Source organism: Sulfurimonas sp. hsl 1-7 (assembly GCF_030577135.1).
Lineage (GTDB): Bacteria > Campylobacterota > Campylobacteria > Campylobacterales > Sulfurimonadaceae > Sulfurimonas > Sulfurimonas microaerophilus.
In genome coordinates this window covers 200,248-214,795 of sequence record NZ_JAUIRR010000001.1, presented here as the reverse complement: position 1 = coordinate 214,795, position 14,548 = coordinate 200,248, and the positions used below count along the sequence as shown (strand labels likewise).

At 37.1% G+C, this 14,548-nt stretch carries 18 protein-coding genes; 16 read left to right on the top strand and 2 right to left on the bottom strand.

All coding sequences use genetic code 11. The features are described from left to right. Window positions 1-119: 119 nt before the first annotated feature. From ileS to QWY88_RS01060, 7 genes are all read left to right on the top strand, one after another. On the top strand, window positions 120-2,879 hold the full coding sequence (gene ileS, locus QWY88_RS01090) for an isoleucine--tRNA ligase (RefSeq protein ID WP_304543170.1): 2,760 nt from the start codon (window positions 120-122) through the stop codon (window positions 2,877-2,879). Further along, complete coding sequence (locus QWY88_RS01085) at window positions 2,879-3,001, top strand: hypothetical protein (RefSeq protein ID WP_304543168.1); 123 nt, start codon at window positions 2,879-2,881, stop codon at window positions 2,999-3,001. The genes ileS and QWY88_RS01085 overlap by 1 nt, the downstream gene beginning before the upstream one ends. Window positions 3,002-3,106: 105 nt before the next feature. Beyond that, on the top strand, window positions 3,107-3,475 hold the full coding sequence (locus QWY88_RS01080; RefSeq protein WP_304543165.1) for a rhodanese-like domain-containing protein: 369 nt from the start codon (window positions 3,107-3,109) through the stop codon (window positions 3,473-3,475). After that, on the top strand, window positions 3,472-3,972 hold the full coding sequence (locus QWY88_RS01075; RefSeq protein WP_304543163.1) for a GNAT family N-acetyltransferase: 501 nt from the start codon (window positions 3,472-3,474) through the stop codon (window positions 3,970-3,972). Before QWY88_RS01080 ends, QWY88_RS01075 begins: the two co-directional genes overlap by 4 nt. Window positions 3,973-4,042: 70 nt before the next feature. Further along, the gene (locus QWY88_RS01070) at window positions 4,043-4,216 is read left to right on the top strand and encodes a hypothetical protein (RefSeq protein WP_304543160.1); all 174 of its coding nucleotides are present in this window, start codon (window positions 4,043-4,045) and stop codon (window positions 4,214-4,216) included. Continuing rightward, entirely contained in the window at window positions 4,210-4,479 is a 270-nt protein-coding gene (locus QWY88_RS01065; protein WP_304543159.1) for a Txe/YoeB family addiction module toxin, read from the top strand. Before QWY88_RS01070 ends, QWY88_RS01065 begins: the two co-directional genes overlap by 7 nt. Window positions 4,480-4,604: 125 nt before the next feature. Beyond that, window positions 4,605-5,405 carry a DODA-type extradiol aromatic ring-opening family dioxygenase gene (locus tag QWY88_RS01060; protein WP_304543157.1) on the top strand — a complete coding sequence of 267 codons (801 nt, stop codon included), beginning with the start codon at window positions 4,605-4,607 and terminating at the stop codon, window positions 5,403-5,405. Between the two features lie 13 nt (window positions 5,406-5,418). Here the strand turns inward: QWY88_RS01060 and QWY88_RS01055 are convergent, their stop codons facing one another. Continuing rightward, the gene (locus QWY88_RS01055) at window positions 5,419-5,937 is read right to left on the bottom strand and encodes a YtfJ family protein (RefSeq protein ID WP_304543154.1); all 519 of its coding nucleotides are present in this window, start codon (window positions 5,935-5,937) and stop codon (window positions 5,419-5,421) included. Window positions 5,938-6,062: 125 nt separating this feature from the next. Here QWY88_RS01055 and QWY88_RS01050 point away from each other — a divergent pair, with 125 nt between their 5' ends. Continuing rightward, a complete protein-coding gene (locus QWY88_RS01050) occupies window positions 6,063-6,485 on the top strand; it encodes an NUDIX domain-containing protein (RefSeq protein WP_304543152.1) in 423 nt (140 codons plus the stop codon). 7 nt (window positions 6,486-6,492) lie between these two features. Here the strand turns inward: QWY88_RS01050 and QWY88_RS01045 are convergent, their stop codons facing one another. Next, window positions 6,493-7,389 carry an AEC family transporter gene (locus tag QWY88_RS01045; RefSeq protein ID WP_304543150.1) on the bottom strand — a complete coding sequence of 299 codons (897 nt, stop codon included), beginning with the start codon at window positions 7,387-7,389 and terminating at the stop codon, window positions 6,493-6,495. 133 nt (window positions 7,390-7,522) lie between these two features. On the opposite strand from QWY88_RS01045, the gene QWY88_RS01040 reads away from it, so the two are divergent. The 8 genes from QWY88_RS01040 (at window position 7,523) to QWY88_RS01005 (ending at window position 14,437) form a co-directional block, all read left to right on the top strand. Next, window positions 7,523-8,479 carry a 5'-nucleotidase gene (locus tag QWY88_RS01040; RefSeq protein ID WP_304543147.1) on the top strand — a complete coding sequence of 319 codons (957 nt, stop codon included), beginning with the start codon at window positions 7,523-7,525 and terminating at the stop codon, window positions 8,477-8,479. Further along, window positions 8,480-9,109 (top strand): hypothetical protein, encoded by a 630-nt coding sequence (locus QWY88_RS01035; protein WP_304543144.1) that lies wholly within the window; start codon window positions 8,480-8,482, stop codon window positions 9,107-9,109. It begins immediately after the preceding gene. 21 nt (window positions 9,110-9,130) lie between these two features. Beyond that, a complete protein-coding gene (locus QWY88_RS01030; protein ID WP_304543142.1) occupies window positions 9,131-9,892 on the top strand; it encodes a VIT1/CCC1 transporter family protein in 762 nt (253 codons plus the stop codon). Window positions 9,893-9,976: 84 nt separating this feature from the next. Next, a complete protein-coding gene (gene gatA / locus QWY88_RS01025) occupies window positions 9,977-11,317 on the top strand; it encodes an Asp-tRNA(Asn)/Glu-tRNA(Gln) amidotransferase subunit GatA (protein WP_304543140.1) in 1,341 nt (446 codons plus the stop codon). A gap of 10 nt (window positions 11,318-11,327) precedes the next feature. Next, the gene (locus QWY88_RS01020) at window positions 11,328-11,726 is read left to right on the top strand and encodes a hypothetical protein (protein ID WP_304543138.1); all 399 of its coding nucleotides are present in this window, start codon (window positions 11,328-11,330) and stop codon (window positions 11,724-11,726) included. 89 nt (window positions 11,727-11,815) lie between these two features. Continuing rightward, window positions 11,816-13,261, top strand: a complete 1,446-nt coding sequence (gene guaB / locus QWY88_RS01015) for an IMP dehydrogenase (protein WP_304543135.1) — start codon at window positions 11,816-11,818, stop codon at window positions 13,259-13,261. 11 nt (window positions 13,262-13,272) lie between these two features. Beyond that, window positions 13,273-13,758 (top strand): RDD family protein, encoded by a 486-nt coding sequence (locus QWY88_RS01010; protein WP_304543133.1) that lies wholly within the window; start codon window positions 13,273-13,275, stop codon window positions 13,756-13,758. A gap of 91 nt (window positions 13,759-13,849) precedes the next feature. Next, window positions 13,850-14,437, top strand: coding sequence for a DUF302 domain-containing protein (locus QWY88_RS01005; RefSeq protein ID WP_304543130.1), 588 nt, complete (start codon window positions 13,850-13,852; stop codon window positions 14,435-14,437). The last annotated feature ends 111 nt before the right edge of the window (window positions 14,438-14,548 follow it).

Here is a 14,548-nt window from a genome sequence, read left to right as displayed (position 1 = left end):
CTTACCTTTTACTATAAACTAAAATCGGCTTATTATAGCATTTTATACACTTTTAAACGCAAAAAAGATATAATCCGCCCAATTATACAGATAAAAACATCTAAATACTTGAGGCAAATATGGACTATAAAGATACATTACTTTTACCGACAACGTCGTTTGCAATGCGTGGTAACTTGATCAATAATGAACCCCTAAGATACAAAGATTGGGAAGATAAAAAAGTTTACAACAAAATGAAAATCAACCGTAAAGATGCAGAAAGCTTTACACTACACGATGGACCACCGTATGCAAATGGAAATATTCATATCGGTCATGCACTCAATAAAGTTTTAAAAGATATCATCATCAAACACAACTACTTCAACGGGAAGTCTGTTCGTTTCACTCCGGGCTGGGACTGTCACGGTCTACCAATCGAACAACAAGTTGAGAAAAAACTTGGCGGTAAAGCGAAAAAAGAGCAGTTAGAAACTGCTGAAATCCGTAAACTTTGCCGTGAACATGCTGCAAAATTTGTAGATATACAACGTGGTGAGTTTAAACAGCTTGGTATTTTAGCTGACTGGGAAAACCCATATGTAACTATGGATTTTAAATTTGAAGCAAATATCTATAGAACTCTTTGTGAAGTTGCAAAAAAAGGTCTGTTAATCGAGCGTAGTAAACCGGTTTACTGGTCTTGGGCTGAGCGTACTGCACTTGCTGAAGCGGAAGTTGAGTATGAAGACAAAGAGTCTCACTCTATCTTTATTGCCTTTGAATTAAACGACGATGCAAAAGCAAAACTAGGCATTACAGGTAAAGCTGCTCCGGTTATCTGGACAACTACTCCTTGGACGATCCCTGCAAATACAGGTATCTCTTTAAATCCAAATGAGAAGTATGTTCTTACAACTGACGGTTACATCGTTGCTAAAGAACTTTACAATGCAAATGTTGAAAATGAAGTTATCAGCGGAACAATAGCTCAAGAATTCGATGCAACTGTATTTGAAAATCTAGTAGCTATCAACCCTCTTAACGGCAGAGATTCTCGCATCGTTCTTGGTGAACACGTATTAATTGACAATGGTACTGGTTGTGTTCACACGGCACCAGGACACGGTGAGGATGACTACCGTGTTGGCCTTGTTTATAACCTTGACGTAGTTATGCCTGTTGATGAGACTGGTTGTTACGATCAGACAATCGTACGTGAAAAGCTAATCCCTAACGCTGAGGATTTCTTAGGTCGTCACATCTTCAAAGCTAACGATGACATCATTGAGCTTATGGGTGATGCAGTTCTTAAAGTAACTAAGTTCACTCACTCATACCCACACTGTTGGAGAAGTCATACTCCTCTTATCTTCCGTGCTACGAAACAGTGGTTTATCTCTGTTGACGGAACGCCTGAAGGTGAAGCAAGGACTTTAAGAGAGATTGCACTTAGCGAAGTTGAAAAAACTAAGTTCATCCCTGAAACTGGTAGAAAAAGACTGAACTCTATGGTTGAAAACCGCCCGGACTGGTGTATCTCTCGTCAACGTGACTGGGGTGTGCCTATCGCATTCTTTAGAGTAAAAGCTACAGGTGAGGTTATACTTGATGAGAAAGTGATGAACTTTGTCGCGATGATCTTCGAAATGCAAGGATCTGATGCTTGGTACTCAATGTCGATCGAAGAACTTCTTTACCCAGGTAGTGGTTACAAAGCTGAAGAGTTAGAGAAAGTAAATGACATTTTAGATGTATGGTTTGACAGTGGTTCAACTTGGTACTCTGTACTTAAATCTCGTAACTATGATGCTGGAGAATACCCGGCTGATCTTTACGTAGAGGGAAGTGACCAACACCGCGGTTGGTTCCAGTCTTCACTATTTCTTTCAACTGCAATAGAACATCAAGCACCGTATAAAGGTGTGCTTACTCACGGTTTCACAGTTGATGAAAAAGGTGAGAAGATGTCTAAATCTAAAGGGAACGTTATCGCACCAGATAAAGTTCTTAAAGAGTACGGATCTGAGATCCTACGTTTATGGGTAGCATCTTCAGATTACCAAGGAGATCTTAAAATCTCTCAAGGTATCTTAAAGCAGACAAGTGAAAATTACCGTAAACTAAGAAATACGTTTAGAATCATGCTTGCAAACATCAACGATCTTGAAGAGTTAGTAAGCATTGATGCTATGGGTGACTTAGACAAGTGGATCCTTTCAGTTGCAAAAGAAACTTTTGATGAAGTTCACAAGCTATTTAGCGAGTACAATTTCGTTAACGGTATGAATACACTTAACAACTTCATCGTTAACGAGTTAAGCGGTATGTATATCGACATGACAAAAGACAACCTTTACTGTAACGATAAAAACTCTGCTCGCCGTCGTGCAAGTCAAAGTGCTATGGCTATGATCACAAAAGCGATGCTGCTTCTTGTAGCACCGATTCTGACGTATACGGCAGATGAGATCATAGAAAATGCACCTGCAATCATCAAAGGTGATGCAGAGGATATCTTCGACTTTACATATGAGTCTTTACCTGAAGTTCAAGCACCATTTGATGCTGCTTACATGGACAAAGCAAGAGAAGGTTTCGGAGCGATTGTAGATACACTGAAAAAAGAGAAAGTTATCAAAGCTACTCTAGAACTTATCATCTACACTGAGTCAAAAACTGTTTTAGATATGAACGAAACAGATGCTGAAGACTGGTTTGTTGTAAGCGGCATCTTCGAAGACAAACCTGAAGAGAACGAACTTGGTTCATTTAAAGTTGGTGACGATACTTTCACGGTAGCAAAAGCGACTGCACACAAATGTCCAAGATGTTGGAAATTCCAAGCTGAAAAAGAGGACTGCACTTGTGCTAGATGTGCAGAGGTTGTAGCATAATGCCTGACATGACACAACCTGTAGAGATGAGCTTCATCCTCTCTACAATCGGTGTCATCTTTGCTGTAATCGCAGTAGGGATCGCACTTGTAAAACTTGGGAAAAAGTCTAGAAACTCTTAGGCTTTTTCTTCTCTCATTTTTTCTTCCCCTATATAAATACAACTACAAAACTATAAAGTACACTTTATGCATATACACTTTCAAACAGTCTGTAAAAGGAAGTAGATGTTAAATTTTGGACCGTTTAAATCTCTTTCAACGAAAGAGTTTCAACAAAAAAGAGAAGAAGGTTTTGCCGTCATTGACATAAGAAGAGCTGATGAGTGGGAAGATTTCGGTGTTATTGAGGGGAGCTATAAGATCACATTTTATGATCAATTGGGACAGTTTGATATTGAGCAGTTCCTAGAGCAATTTACAAAGGTAGTAGCAGATAAAGAACAGCCTTTTATTTTAGTATGTGCCCATGCCACCAGAACAAAAATAGTGGGTGAAATAATGGGCCTAAAACTTGGATATACTAATGTCTATGAATTAGACGGCGGGATCAACTGGGGTTGGATCGATAAGGGCTTGGAAACGATAAAATCATGATAAAAATAAGTTTTGAACAAGTTACAACAACCGAACAAATTGACACAGTAACCCAATTGGCAAATACAATATGGCAAGAGCACTACACTCCCATTATCGGTGCAGAGCAAGTTGACTATATGCTAAAAACTTTTCACTCCGAAGATACTATCTCCAATGAGATCAAAAATAAAGGGTATGAATACTTCCTAATCATCAAAGATACTACACCTATCGGATATATTGGAATCAATATAGAAGAACAAAAACTTTTTTTAAGTAAATTCTATATTTTATTCTCATACAGAAAAAATGGCTTTGGAAGATTAAGTATCGATTTTTTAAAACAATTAGCCCGTTCTTTTGAATTAACAAAAATCACCCTTACTGTAAACAAACATAATTTAAACACAATTACAGCATATCAAAAGATGAACTTTCAAATAACAGCTGAAGTATGTGCTGATATAGGAAAAGGATATGTGATGGATGATTATAAAATGGAGCTGTGTATTTAGCTAAAATCAAGATAATCAATATATAATTCTTCCTAATAAAAAGTAATATATTGAAAGTGAAGGGAACTAAATGGATACTCATATTCTAGATTCAGTATTAGATATAGAAGATGAAAACCTGAGCGAACATACTAATGCTTTAAAAGAGGTAGAATATCTCAACTCCATACCTAACCTCATAGCTTCTATTCGTGAAGTGATGGAATTAGACGACAGTGATTTTAGTGAGGAGATCGAATGGTAAACTACAAAGTTCTCTTCTCACACCATGCACTTAAAGATGCTAAAAAACTCACAGGTTCCAACCTTGCCGAGAAAACGAAAAAGCTCATAGAGCTCCTAAAAACAGATCCCTTTCAACAACACCCCTCTTTTGAAAAGCTGATCGGCAATCTACACAACACTTTTGCACGCCGAATCAACCATCACCATAGAATCATCTATGAAGTAAAAGAGCAGGAAAAAGTTGTCAGAGTTTTAAGAATGTGGACACACTACGGAGACTAAACACCTCATTAAAAAACTATTGAATTTAAAATATATTTGGTGTTTTGAGATTGTTGCTATATAATACCTTTTGATTGAAGAGTTAGTTTAAAATATCCAGCGATTATTATTCAAAAGGAATAATTATGAATACTCAAAAACCTCGTGTCTTGTTTCTATCTCACGGCGGTGGCCCTTTACCAGTACTCGGTGATGAAGGGCATTTAGAGATGGTTGAGAAGCTCAAAGATTTAGCTTTAAAACTTCCAAAACCATCAGCTATTTTACTCATTAGTGCCCATTGGGAAGATGAACTAGTTTGCATCACCTCAGCCAGACATCCTTCACTTATTTATGATTATTACGGTTTTCCAAAAGAATCTTATGATATCAAATACCCTTGTAATGGAGAGCCCTCTTTAGCTCGAGAAGTTGACAGAGTACTGACAAATGCAGGTATAGAAACAGAACTTAATGAAGATCATGGTTTTGATCACGGTCTCTTTATACCTCTAAAAATAATGTATCCAGAAGCAGACATCCCTTGTGTAGAGATCTCTTTACTTAACACTCTTGATCCACTCGAACATATAAATATAGGTTCTGCCTTAGCTGATATAAACTATGATAATCTTCTAATCATTGGTTCGGGTTTTTCTTTTCATAATATGAGAGCTTTTTTTGTAAAAGACACTGCCGAAACTATCTCTATGAATGAGCAGTTTGAACAGTGGCTGTCTGACACATGCTCAAACAAAGATCTTTCAGATACTGTAAGAACAGACAGGTTGGTAAAATGGGAAAGTGCACCTTATGCCCGCTACTGCCATCCTAGGGAGGAACACTTACTCCCTTTACATGTTTGCTATGGCGTGCATCAATCTTATTGTAATGAATATGTTGAATTAAACATAATGAATAAAAAGTCTAGTTTTTATCTTTGGTAATACTTGACTGAAACTAAATGTTATTCTCAATGATCTTGATCGCTTCTGCGATCTCGTCGGCACTTAACTTACCGTCTTTATTAAAAAGCAGTTTACCGTTTTTTGAGAAGATCAAGATATCTGAATTATTGTCTGCAACGCCCCACTCTTTTACTACTACACTTTTCATATCTTTTACGTAAAGTGTATGGGGAAATTTTTTCTGTTTTGCTTCAAGTGCCATTTGTATAGCAAAATTCGGTTTCCATGATGCCGCCATGTTGATGATCGCAATACTTCCAAACTTTTCTTTATCAAACTTCTTGGCTTTAAGTGTGTCGGCAAACTCCTCATTGAGGTCTTTCTCATCTGGATCGACATAAAACATCACTAAAACTTTATCTTTTAGCGAGCTAGAACTCCATTGGCTTCCATCTTTTACAAGACCACCATTTGCTCCGCTTAGTACAATATTTTTAGGTACTTCACCTATTGTCAGAGCATTTAAACTCCATCCAAAAACCATTACAAATAAAAAAGCGCTGAGTTTCATTATCTCTCCATACGTTTAAAAATCAGAACAACTATTTTATCTAAAAAGAGTAATTCATAATCTTTTTGCAAGTATATCTCCATATAATGCTTTTTCAATTTTAACTCTTATTAGGAAACAATATTATGAAGTCTTACGTTGTCGGTTTTGCATTCTCTGAAGATAAAGAGCATGTTCTTCTCATAGAAAAATTACGTCCTGCCTGGCAGAAAAATTCTCTAAACGGGATCGGTGGAAAGATCGAAGGAGCAGAGGAACCAAAGGAGGCTATGGATCGTGAGTGTATGGAAGAAACTGGACTTTGCTTAGAGTGGGAACAGCGTGGCATTATGTCAGGCATCAATGGTGACGGCAAACCTTTTGAGTGTCATATATTTTATGCTTACAGCAACACAATATCTAATTTCGAGCAAAGAGAAGATGAGCCGCTGAATGTTTACGCTGTAAAAGAACTTCATGACAAAAAGATGATCAAAAACCTTCGCTTTCTCATCCCCTTTGGACAACACAACGACGCACAAGAGTTTATCCGTTTAGAATATAAGTAAAAAACCTTTATATGACTAAATAAAAAAGATAACTACTAACAAAAGAGATAAGTACCCCGTATCCAACAATAGCAGAGCTTAGCCTTGGTGAGAGCCCTGCCATAGATGCCATTGCTGCAGCTGTGATCATCGGTGCCATTGCAGCTTCTAAGATGGAAACTTTTGCCGCTAAAGTATCCCAAGCAAACATATAGCAAACCAATATAGCAATCATCGGTGCAATAATCAGCTTGATAATCAGTGCTACACTAAATGGTTTAAGCTCATGTTTTGGGAGTTTAAACTCAAGTTGCAAACCAACTGCAACCAGAGCTAAAGGGATAACCGTAGCAGAGAGCGAATTTAGAGCTAATTCTATTGAAGACGGAAAGGTTATACCATTTAAAAACAGAGCTATGATCAATGCTATAAACGGTGGAAATGTTACTATTTTATAAACCACCATAGATGGGGTGATTTTCGTAGTTGCACTGTAAAAAGCACTTACAAAAGTACCGTAAGTTGCCAAAGCCAAAAAGACACCGAGTTGATCATAGACCATAATGTAAGGTAATGCTTCTTCACCATAATACGCTTGAATGATCGGCAATCCTAAAAAGGAGCTGTTTGTAAGCACTGCAACAAGCATTAACATACCCGTAATCTCTTTAGAAAAGTCCATAAATTTTGCAACCCCGAGTACGATTAGTGCCGAAGCGGTCATGACGCTCCAAGAGACAATAACGGGAATTAAGATATCAAAAGAGAATGTAAGCTGAGATATCTGTACAAGTATAAGTGCAGGAAGCGAAATAAAGATCACAAACTGGTTTAGAGATGTTGCTATGTCACGTTCAAAGATCTGCAATTTCTTAAAAAAATAACCTATAAACATCATCAAAACAATAAATACAAAATTTTCCACTTACTCACAACCTGATTTTTTTGCGCAATTATATCACTAACTAAACTACGCTAAATATTTAAAAATATATTTTCAACTTTAATTAACTTTGGCTATAATTTTTCTAAACGCATATAAAAGAGAAGGGACAACTGTGCCACTTAATTTAAAAGACACGTTAGTTATCGGCATCTCAGCAACAGCATTATTTGACCTTTCAGAGTCGGATCAACTTTTTCAAGAAGAGTATAAAAAAGATCCCGACCATGCGATCGAAAGATATAGACAGTATATGCTCGAAAATGAGGAAGAACCTCTAGATGAGGGGATAGGTTTTCCCCTTGTAAAAGCACTTCTAAACCTCAACAGGTATCAAGAAAAAGATGCAGCGCCCCTTGTTGAAGTTGTTGTAATATCAAGAAACTCTCCCGAAACCGGAATCAGAGTTTTAAACACCATTAGAAACATCAATTTAAACATCACCCGTTCAGCTTTTACGGCAGGTGAATCAAGTGCCGATTATCTAGAGGCTTTTGATGTAGATCTCTTTTTAACAACCAATGAAGAAGATGCACAAAAGGTGATTGACAGTGGTGCTTGTGCCTCCGCTGTGCTCTCTACCCCTCCACAATACAAATGTGACATTCCGGACGATCAAGTAAGAATTGCCTTTGACGGAGATGCCGTCCTTTTTGATGAATCAAGTGAACTTGTATACAAAGAAAAAGGGCTTGATGCATTTCATGAAAATGAAAACAACTCCCAGAATGTTCCTATGAATGAAGGACCTTTTGCAAGTTTTTTAAAAAAGCTCTCTACTCTGCAAGAGAGACTTCCCATGAAAGTTGAATACTCTCCGGTAAGAATTGCCATAGTCACGGCTAGAAACAGCCCATCAGATCTCAGAGTTATAAAAACTCTCAGACACTGGGGTGTATATGTCGATGAAGCATTTTTTCTAGGCGGGATTGAAAAAAGCAATATATTAAAAGCTTTTAAAGCGCACATCTTTTTTGATGATCAGGAGGTTCACCTCAACAGTTCCTCTTTGGTAGTGCCTTCAGGAAAAGTTTTATACCCTTCAACATCACCATTAAACAAGGAGACCTAAATGGATAAGATAATTGAACATATAAAAGACACCTTACTTACAGGTAAAACACTCTCCTACATAGAAAACTACCCTATAAAAATAGTCCATGATCAAACTCGTGTCAAAGAAAATGCTGTTTTAGAAACACTCAAAGAGATAGAGTTCTTCGATCAAGAAGGCTTTTCAAACACTACGCATACAGATAAAACCATAAAATTTCTACACGCTAATGCACCTGAATATATCCAAAGTGTCTCTTTTGGGATCTCTACTAAATCAACTTACACCAGTTTTAACTTTTCGGAAAAATACCCTCAAGATCGTTGGAAAAAAATTGTAGATGATGAAGATTTACAAGCAATTATTGAGGTTTCCTATTTTTCCCATTTTGATGAGGAACATGAGATTGAGACTGAACTTAGAAACATTATGCGCAGTAGAAAAGAGGTACCGCTACTCAAAGCAAAAGGTTTCATTTGGATTGCAGATGTAACCGATGAGCATGATCTTTCAAAGATTATGAAACACTATTTTCTCAATAATTTCACCTCCATAAAAACAGATGAGAAAACTCTTTTTATCGGGTGGAATAAACAGTTACAAAATATAAATATGCGCTATTTTGTCCATCAACCGCAATCACTCTAAACACTATGAATAAGAGACAATATGCAAGAGCCAAATAAAGAAGAACTCATAAAAGAACACCAGCCGGCAATGATTCGCGAACGACTTTCTCGTACACAACAAAAGTATAATGTCTCCGATGCAGTTTTAGGCGGTATCGATGGATGTATAACAACTTTTGCCGTAGTTTCAGGATCTGTCGGGGCTGGATTCCCCTCTTCCGTAGCCGTGATTCTCGGTTTTGCAAATCTTTTTGCAGACGGTTTTAGCATGGCTACGAGCAATTACGAATCTATTCGGGCAGATCAGGAGTTTAACGATGCCGTCAAAACCTCTGAAAAGATGCATATAAAAGAGTTTCCGGAAGGGGAAAAAGAGGAGATAAGACAAATTTTTAAAGCGAAAGGTTTTGAAAATGAGGTGCTTGACACTATCATAGAGACTATCACAAAAGATGAAAAAATTTGGCTTGATGTAATGCTAGCAGAAGAGCATGGAATCAGTAAAACATCCCCTTCACCATATAGATCCGCATTAGTGACTTTTTTAGCATTTATTTTTGTCGGCACCTTCCCTCTTATCCCCTATTTAATTTCATCACTAAAGATAAATGAACAGTTTATGTTCAGTGCTTTACTGGCTGGAGTTATGTTCTTTTTAATCGGTATGTATAAAAACATTACACGTGCAAAGCCCTCTTTTTTATCCGGATTGCGTACACTTTTAACCGGAAGTGCTGCAGCATCGTTGGCTTATGTAACAGCTTATATTCTTCGAGAAGTGTTCAACATTGCCACGATGTAAGAGCAATAATTGTTATGTTCTAAAGAAAAAATAAACACATTTAGGTATAATACAAAAAATAATTTTACGTTCATAGGAAACTTAATGATTACATTAAAAGAAGCCCTACAACTCTCAAAAGAAGAATTAGCAAGTTTTAAAGAAGAATTAAAAGCAAAAATTGAAGCAAACAAAGATATTAATGCATATATTGATGTAAACGATTTCGGCGAAGGTATTCCTATCGCGGTTAAAGACAACATTCAAGTAAAAGATTGGTCTGTTACTTCAGCTTCAAATATCCTTCAAGGCTATATAGCTCCATATAATGCTACAGTTATCAATAAGATGGTTGATGCTGGTCTTTCTCCATTTGGTAGAACAAATATGGATGAGTTTGCAATGGGTTCTACGACTGAATCAAGTTTCTACGGTAAAACATTAAATCCTCATGCATCAGACCGTGTTCCAGGCGGAAGTTCAGGCGGTAGTGCAGCTGCAGTCGGTGCCGGTCTTGCGATCGCAGCATTAGGTTCTGATACGGGTGGTTCAATCCGTCAACCTGCTGCATATTGTGGGATTGTTGGGATGAAACCGACTTACGGAAGAGTAAGCCGTTACGGTCTTGGTGCGTATGCTTCAAGTCTTGATCAAATCGGTCCTATGACGCAAAACGTGGAAGATGCAGCTATCTTATATGACATTATCAGTGGAAGCGACGAGAAAGACTCTACAAATGCAAAAATGGATGATAAAGTTGTACCAAACCTTGATCCAACAAGAAAACTAAAAGTAGCTGTAGTTCCGAAATATATCGAAAATGCAAGTGAAGATATCAAAAATGCATATAAACTCGCAACTGAAGCGCTAAAAGCTGCAGGTCATGAGATCGTTGAAAAAGAGCTAATGGATGCGAAATACGATATCTCTGCTTACTACATCACGGCAACTGCAGAAGCTACGACAAACCTTGCACGCTATGACGGTATCCGTTACGGAAACAGAGTTGAGGGTAAAAACCTTGAAGATACTTTTGTTCAAACAAGAAGTGCAGGTTTCGGTGACGAAGTAAAAAGAAGAATCCTACTTGGTAACTTCGTACTAAGCAGCGGATACTATGAAGCATATTATGTAAAAGCACAAAAAACAAGACATATTATTAAAGAGGAGTATGCAAGAGTATTTGAAGATGTAGACCTTATTCTTTCACCTGTAGCTCCTACAGTTGCACCGAAATTCGGTGAACTTGCAAACCCTATGGATATGTACTTAAGTGATATCTACACTATTAGCGTAAATCTTGCAGGTCTTCCGGGTCTTTCACTTCCGATTATGAAAAACTCTGAGGGTATGCCTATCGGATTACAACTAATTGCAAAAGCATACGATGAACAAACACTTTTTGACGGTGCACTTAGCCTAGAAAAAGAACTAAACTACAAATAAGGACAGTTTTATGGCGTATTTTGATGATGTAAAAGTTAAGGACAAAGTCTACGGTCTTGTTTTTGGACCGGGTAAAGTTGTAGCAGTTTTTGAAGAATCTCATTATAAAATGATGGTCAAGTTTAAAAACGGTTATGAAGTGCCATACACTGAAGACGGTGTTCCGGGCTGGGGTAACTTTAAAAAACAAACATGTTTTTATAAAAATGATGTTGATTTAACAGACGTTGACTTCTCACCTGTAACAAAAGTACTTTCAGCAAAAAAGATTATCAAACTTCGTGAAAAGAAAAAACTAGAAGTAAGACTTCCTTCAGGAATTTGGACAGAATGTTCAAAGTGTGTAGTCGGCTATATAGAGGAGATGCTAGAAGCTGAAAATTATCATCTTTTTAGAAAGAAAAAGTAAGCCTCTTTACCTGTTTTTAACAACAAAAAAGGTATAATGCAAAAATTTTTAATAATTGACAACCATTTTAATTCTGCAAAAGGAAAACCATGAGAATTCGTAAACGCGCTCTAACATTTGAAGATGTACTTTTAGTACCACAATATTCTGAAGTTCTTCCAAAAGAAGTCTCACTAGAAACTAAATTAACTCGTAATATATCACTTAAAATTCCAATGGTTTCAGCTGCAATGGATACAGTAACTGAGTACCGTGCAGCGATTGCAATGGCAAGACTTGGTGGAATCGGTATTATCCACAAAAATATGGACATTGAATCTCAGTGCCAACAAGTAAGAAAAGTTAAAAAATCTGAAAGCGGAATCATTATCGATCCAATCTATGTACATCCAGATGCTACACTTGCTGATGCTGAAGCTCTTATGAATGAGTTCAAAATCTCTGGTGTACCTGTTGTAGACGGTCATAATAAACTTCTTGGTATTCTTACAAATCGTGATATGAGATTTGAAAAAAATATGAAAAAAATTGTATCTGAAGTGATGACAGCTATGCCACTAATCACTGCACAACAAGGGATTAGTTTAGATGATGCTGCAGATATCATGCACCAAAACAAAATCGAGAAACTTCCAATTATCGATGATGACGGTTTCTTAAAAGGTCTTGTTACGATTAAAGATATTAAAAAACGTATCGAATACCCTAACTCAAACAAAGATGACTTTGGTCGCTTAGTAGTTGGTGGAGCTATCGGTGTTGGTCAAATGGACAGAGCAAAAGCACTTGTTGACGCAGGTGTTGATGTTTTAGTTCTTGACTCTGCACACGGACACTCAAAAGGTATTTTAGATACTGTTAAAGAGATTAAAGCTACTCTAGCTGTTGATGTAATTGCAGGAAACATTGCGACTGCTGAAGCGACTGAAGCGTTAATTGAAGCTGGTGCTGACGGTGTAAAAGTTGGTATCGGACCTGGTTCAATCTGTACGACAAGAATCGTTGCAGGTGTTGGTGTACCTCAAATCTCTGCTATCGATGAGTGTGCTACAGCTGCAAGAAAACACGGTGTACCTGTTATTGCAGACGGTGGTATTAAATACTCTGGTGATATTGCAAAAGCTCTTGCAGTTGGTGCAAGCTGTGTAATGGCAGGTTCACTATTAGCTGGTACTGAAGAATCTCCTGGTGAGACTATCATGTTCCAAGGTCGTCAATACAAATCATACCGTGGTATGGGAAGTATCGGAGCTATGCAAAAAGGTTCAAACGATAGATATTTCCAAGAAGGTACAGCTGCTGACAAACTTGTTCCAGAAGGTATCGAAGGGCGTGTTCCGTTTAGAGGTAGCATTGCAGGTATCGTTCACCAAATGATGGGTGGACTACGTTCATCTATGGGTTACTGTGGAAGTGAAAGTATTCCTGTATTCTGGGATAAATCAGAATTTGTAGAGATTACATCTGCAGGTTTAAAAGAGTCTCATGTTCATGATGTAATCATCACTCAAGAAGCTCCAAACTACCACGTATAACATATAACACTATGAGTGAAGTAAAATATGCCGGTTTTGGTATCAGATTTTTAGCTTCACTCTTAGACACTTTCTTTTTAGCTCTTCCCGTTGGTATCGTTATCTATTTTATCAGCGGCGGAGAGTGGTTTGACTTTTCCCAATATCAACAAAATCTACAAATGGCAATGGCTGGTAATGCTAATGCTCTTAACTCACAACCGCAAACATCTTTTACATGGGAACTTATCTTTGAACTCTCAGTTTTGATTGTCACAATTATATTTTGGAAACAATTCAAAGGTGCTACACCAGGAAAGAAAATCGTAAATATTAAAATTGTTGATGCAAAAACGCTGAAAGATATCTCTAATAAACAAGCAATTACAAGGTCTTTAGGATATATTCCCTCAACGCTCCTTTTTGGATTAGGTTTTCTTATGATAATCTTTACAAAAAATAAACAATCTCTCCACGATATGCTCGCTAATACCGTAGTTATATACACATTAGATTAATTTGTAAGAACTTTGTGATATTTTAAAACTACTTTTATATTATCATAGTAAAATATACTCCTAATTTCCAAAATTACAAACAGGGGTATTTATGAAAAAAAGTATAGGAGCTGTATTATTAGCAGCTGGTTTATCGTTTTTAATGTCAGGATGTTCAACAATGCATATGGGTTGGACAGCTGTAACTAAGCAACATACGCTTGATGACAAAGCAATGGAAGCATATGACAATATGTTTACTAAAGTTACAGAATATGGTGATCCAGCAAGAGCAATGATGCTAGAGTGGAAAGTTGCTGAAGGTATCACTGGTGATGAAGTTAAAGAATCTATTGAAGCACTTACTGAAGAGTACAACATGAGACTTACTGGTTATGTAAAAATGTACACAAAAGAAGATGCTGCACCAGATGAAGTAAAAGAAGCAAGAATCTACTCTTTATGTAATTTAACTACTGCAAAAGTATTCCTTAACTACTCAAGATACTATGGTGGTTTCATGCCATGTAGAATTATGTACGTTTCATATGGAAACGGTGATGCATACCTAGTAAGTATGGATATGACTTTAGCTATCCACGGTGGTAAAACACTTCCTCCTGAAATGTTAGAAGCTGCATTAAAAGTTAAAGAAGCAATGGAAAAAGTTCCAGAGCGTGCTGCTAAAGGTGACTTCTAATTAGATGTCCCTTTCCTTAGAAACTTTCTAGTTTCTAAGGAAGCTGCTTTTCTTAAGCAAAAGTTTCTCTTTCTTTAGGAAATCTATTTTTCTAAAGAAAATTTATAAGTA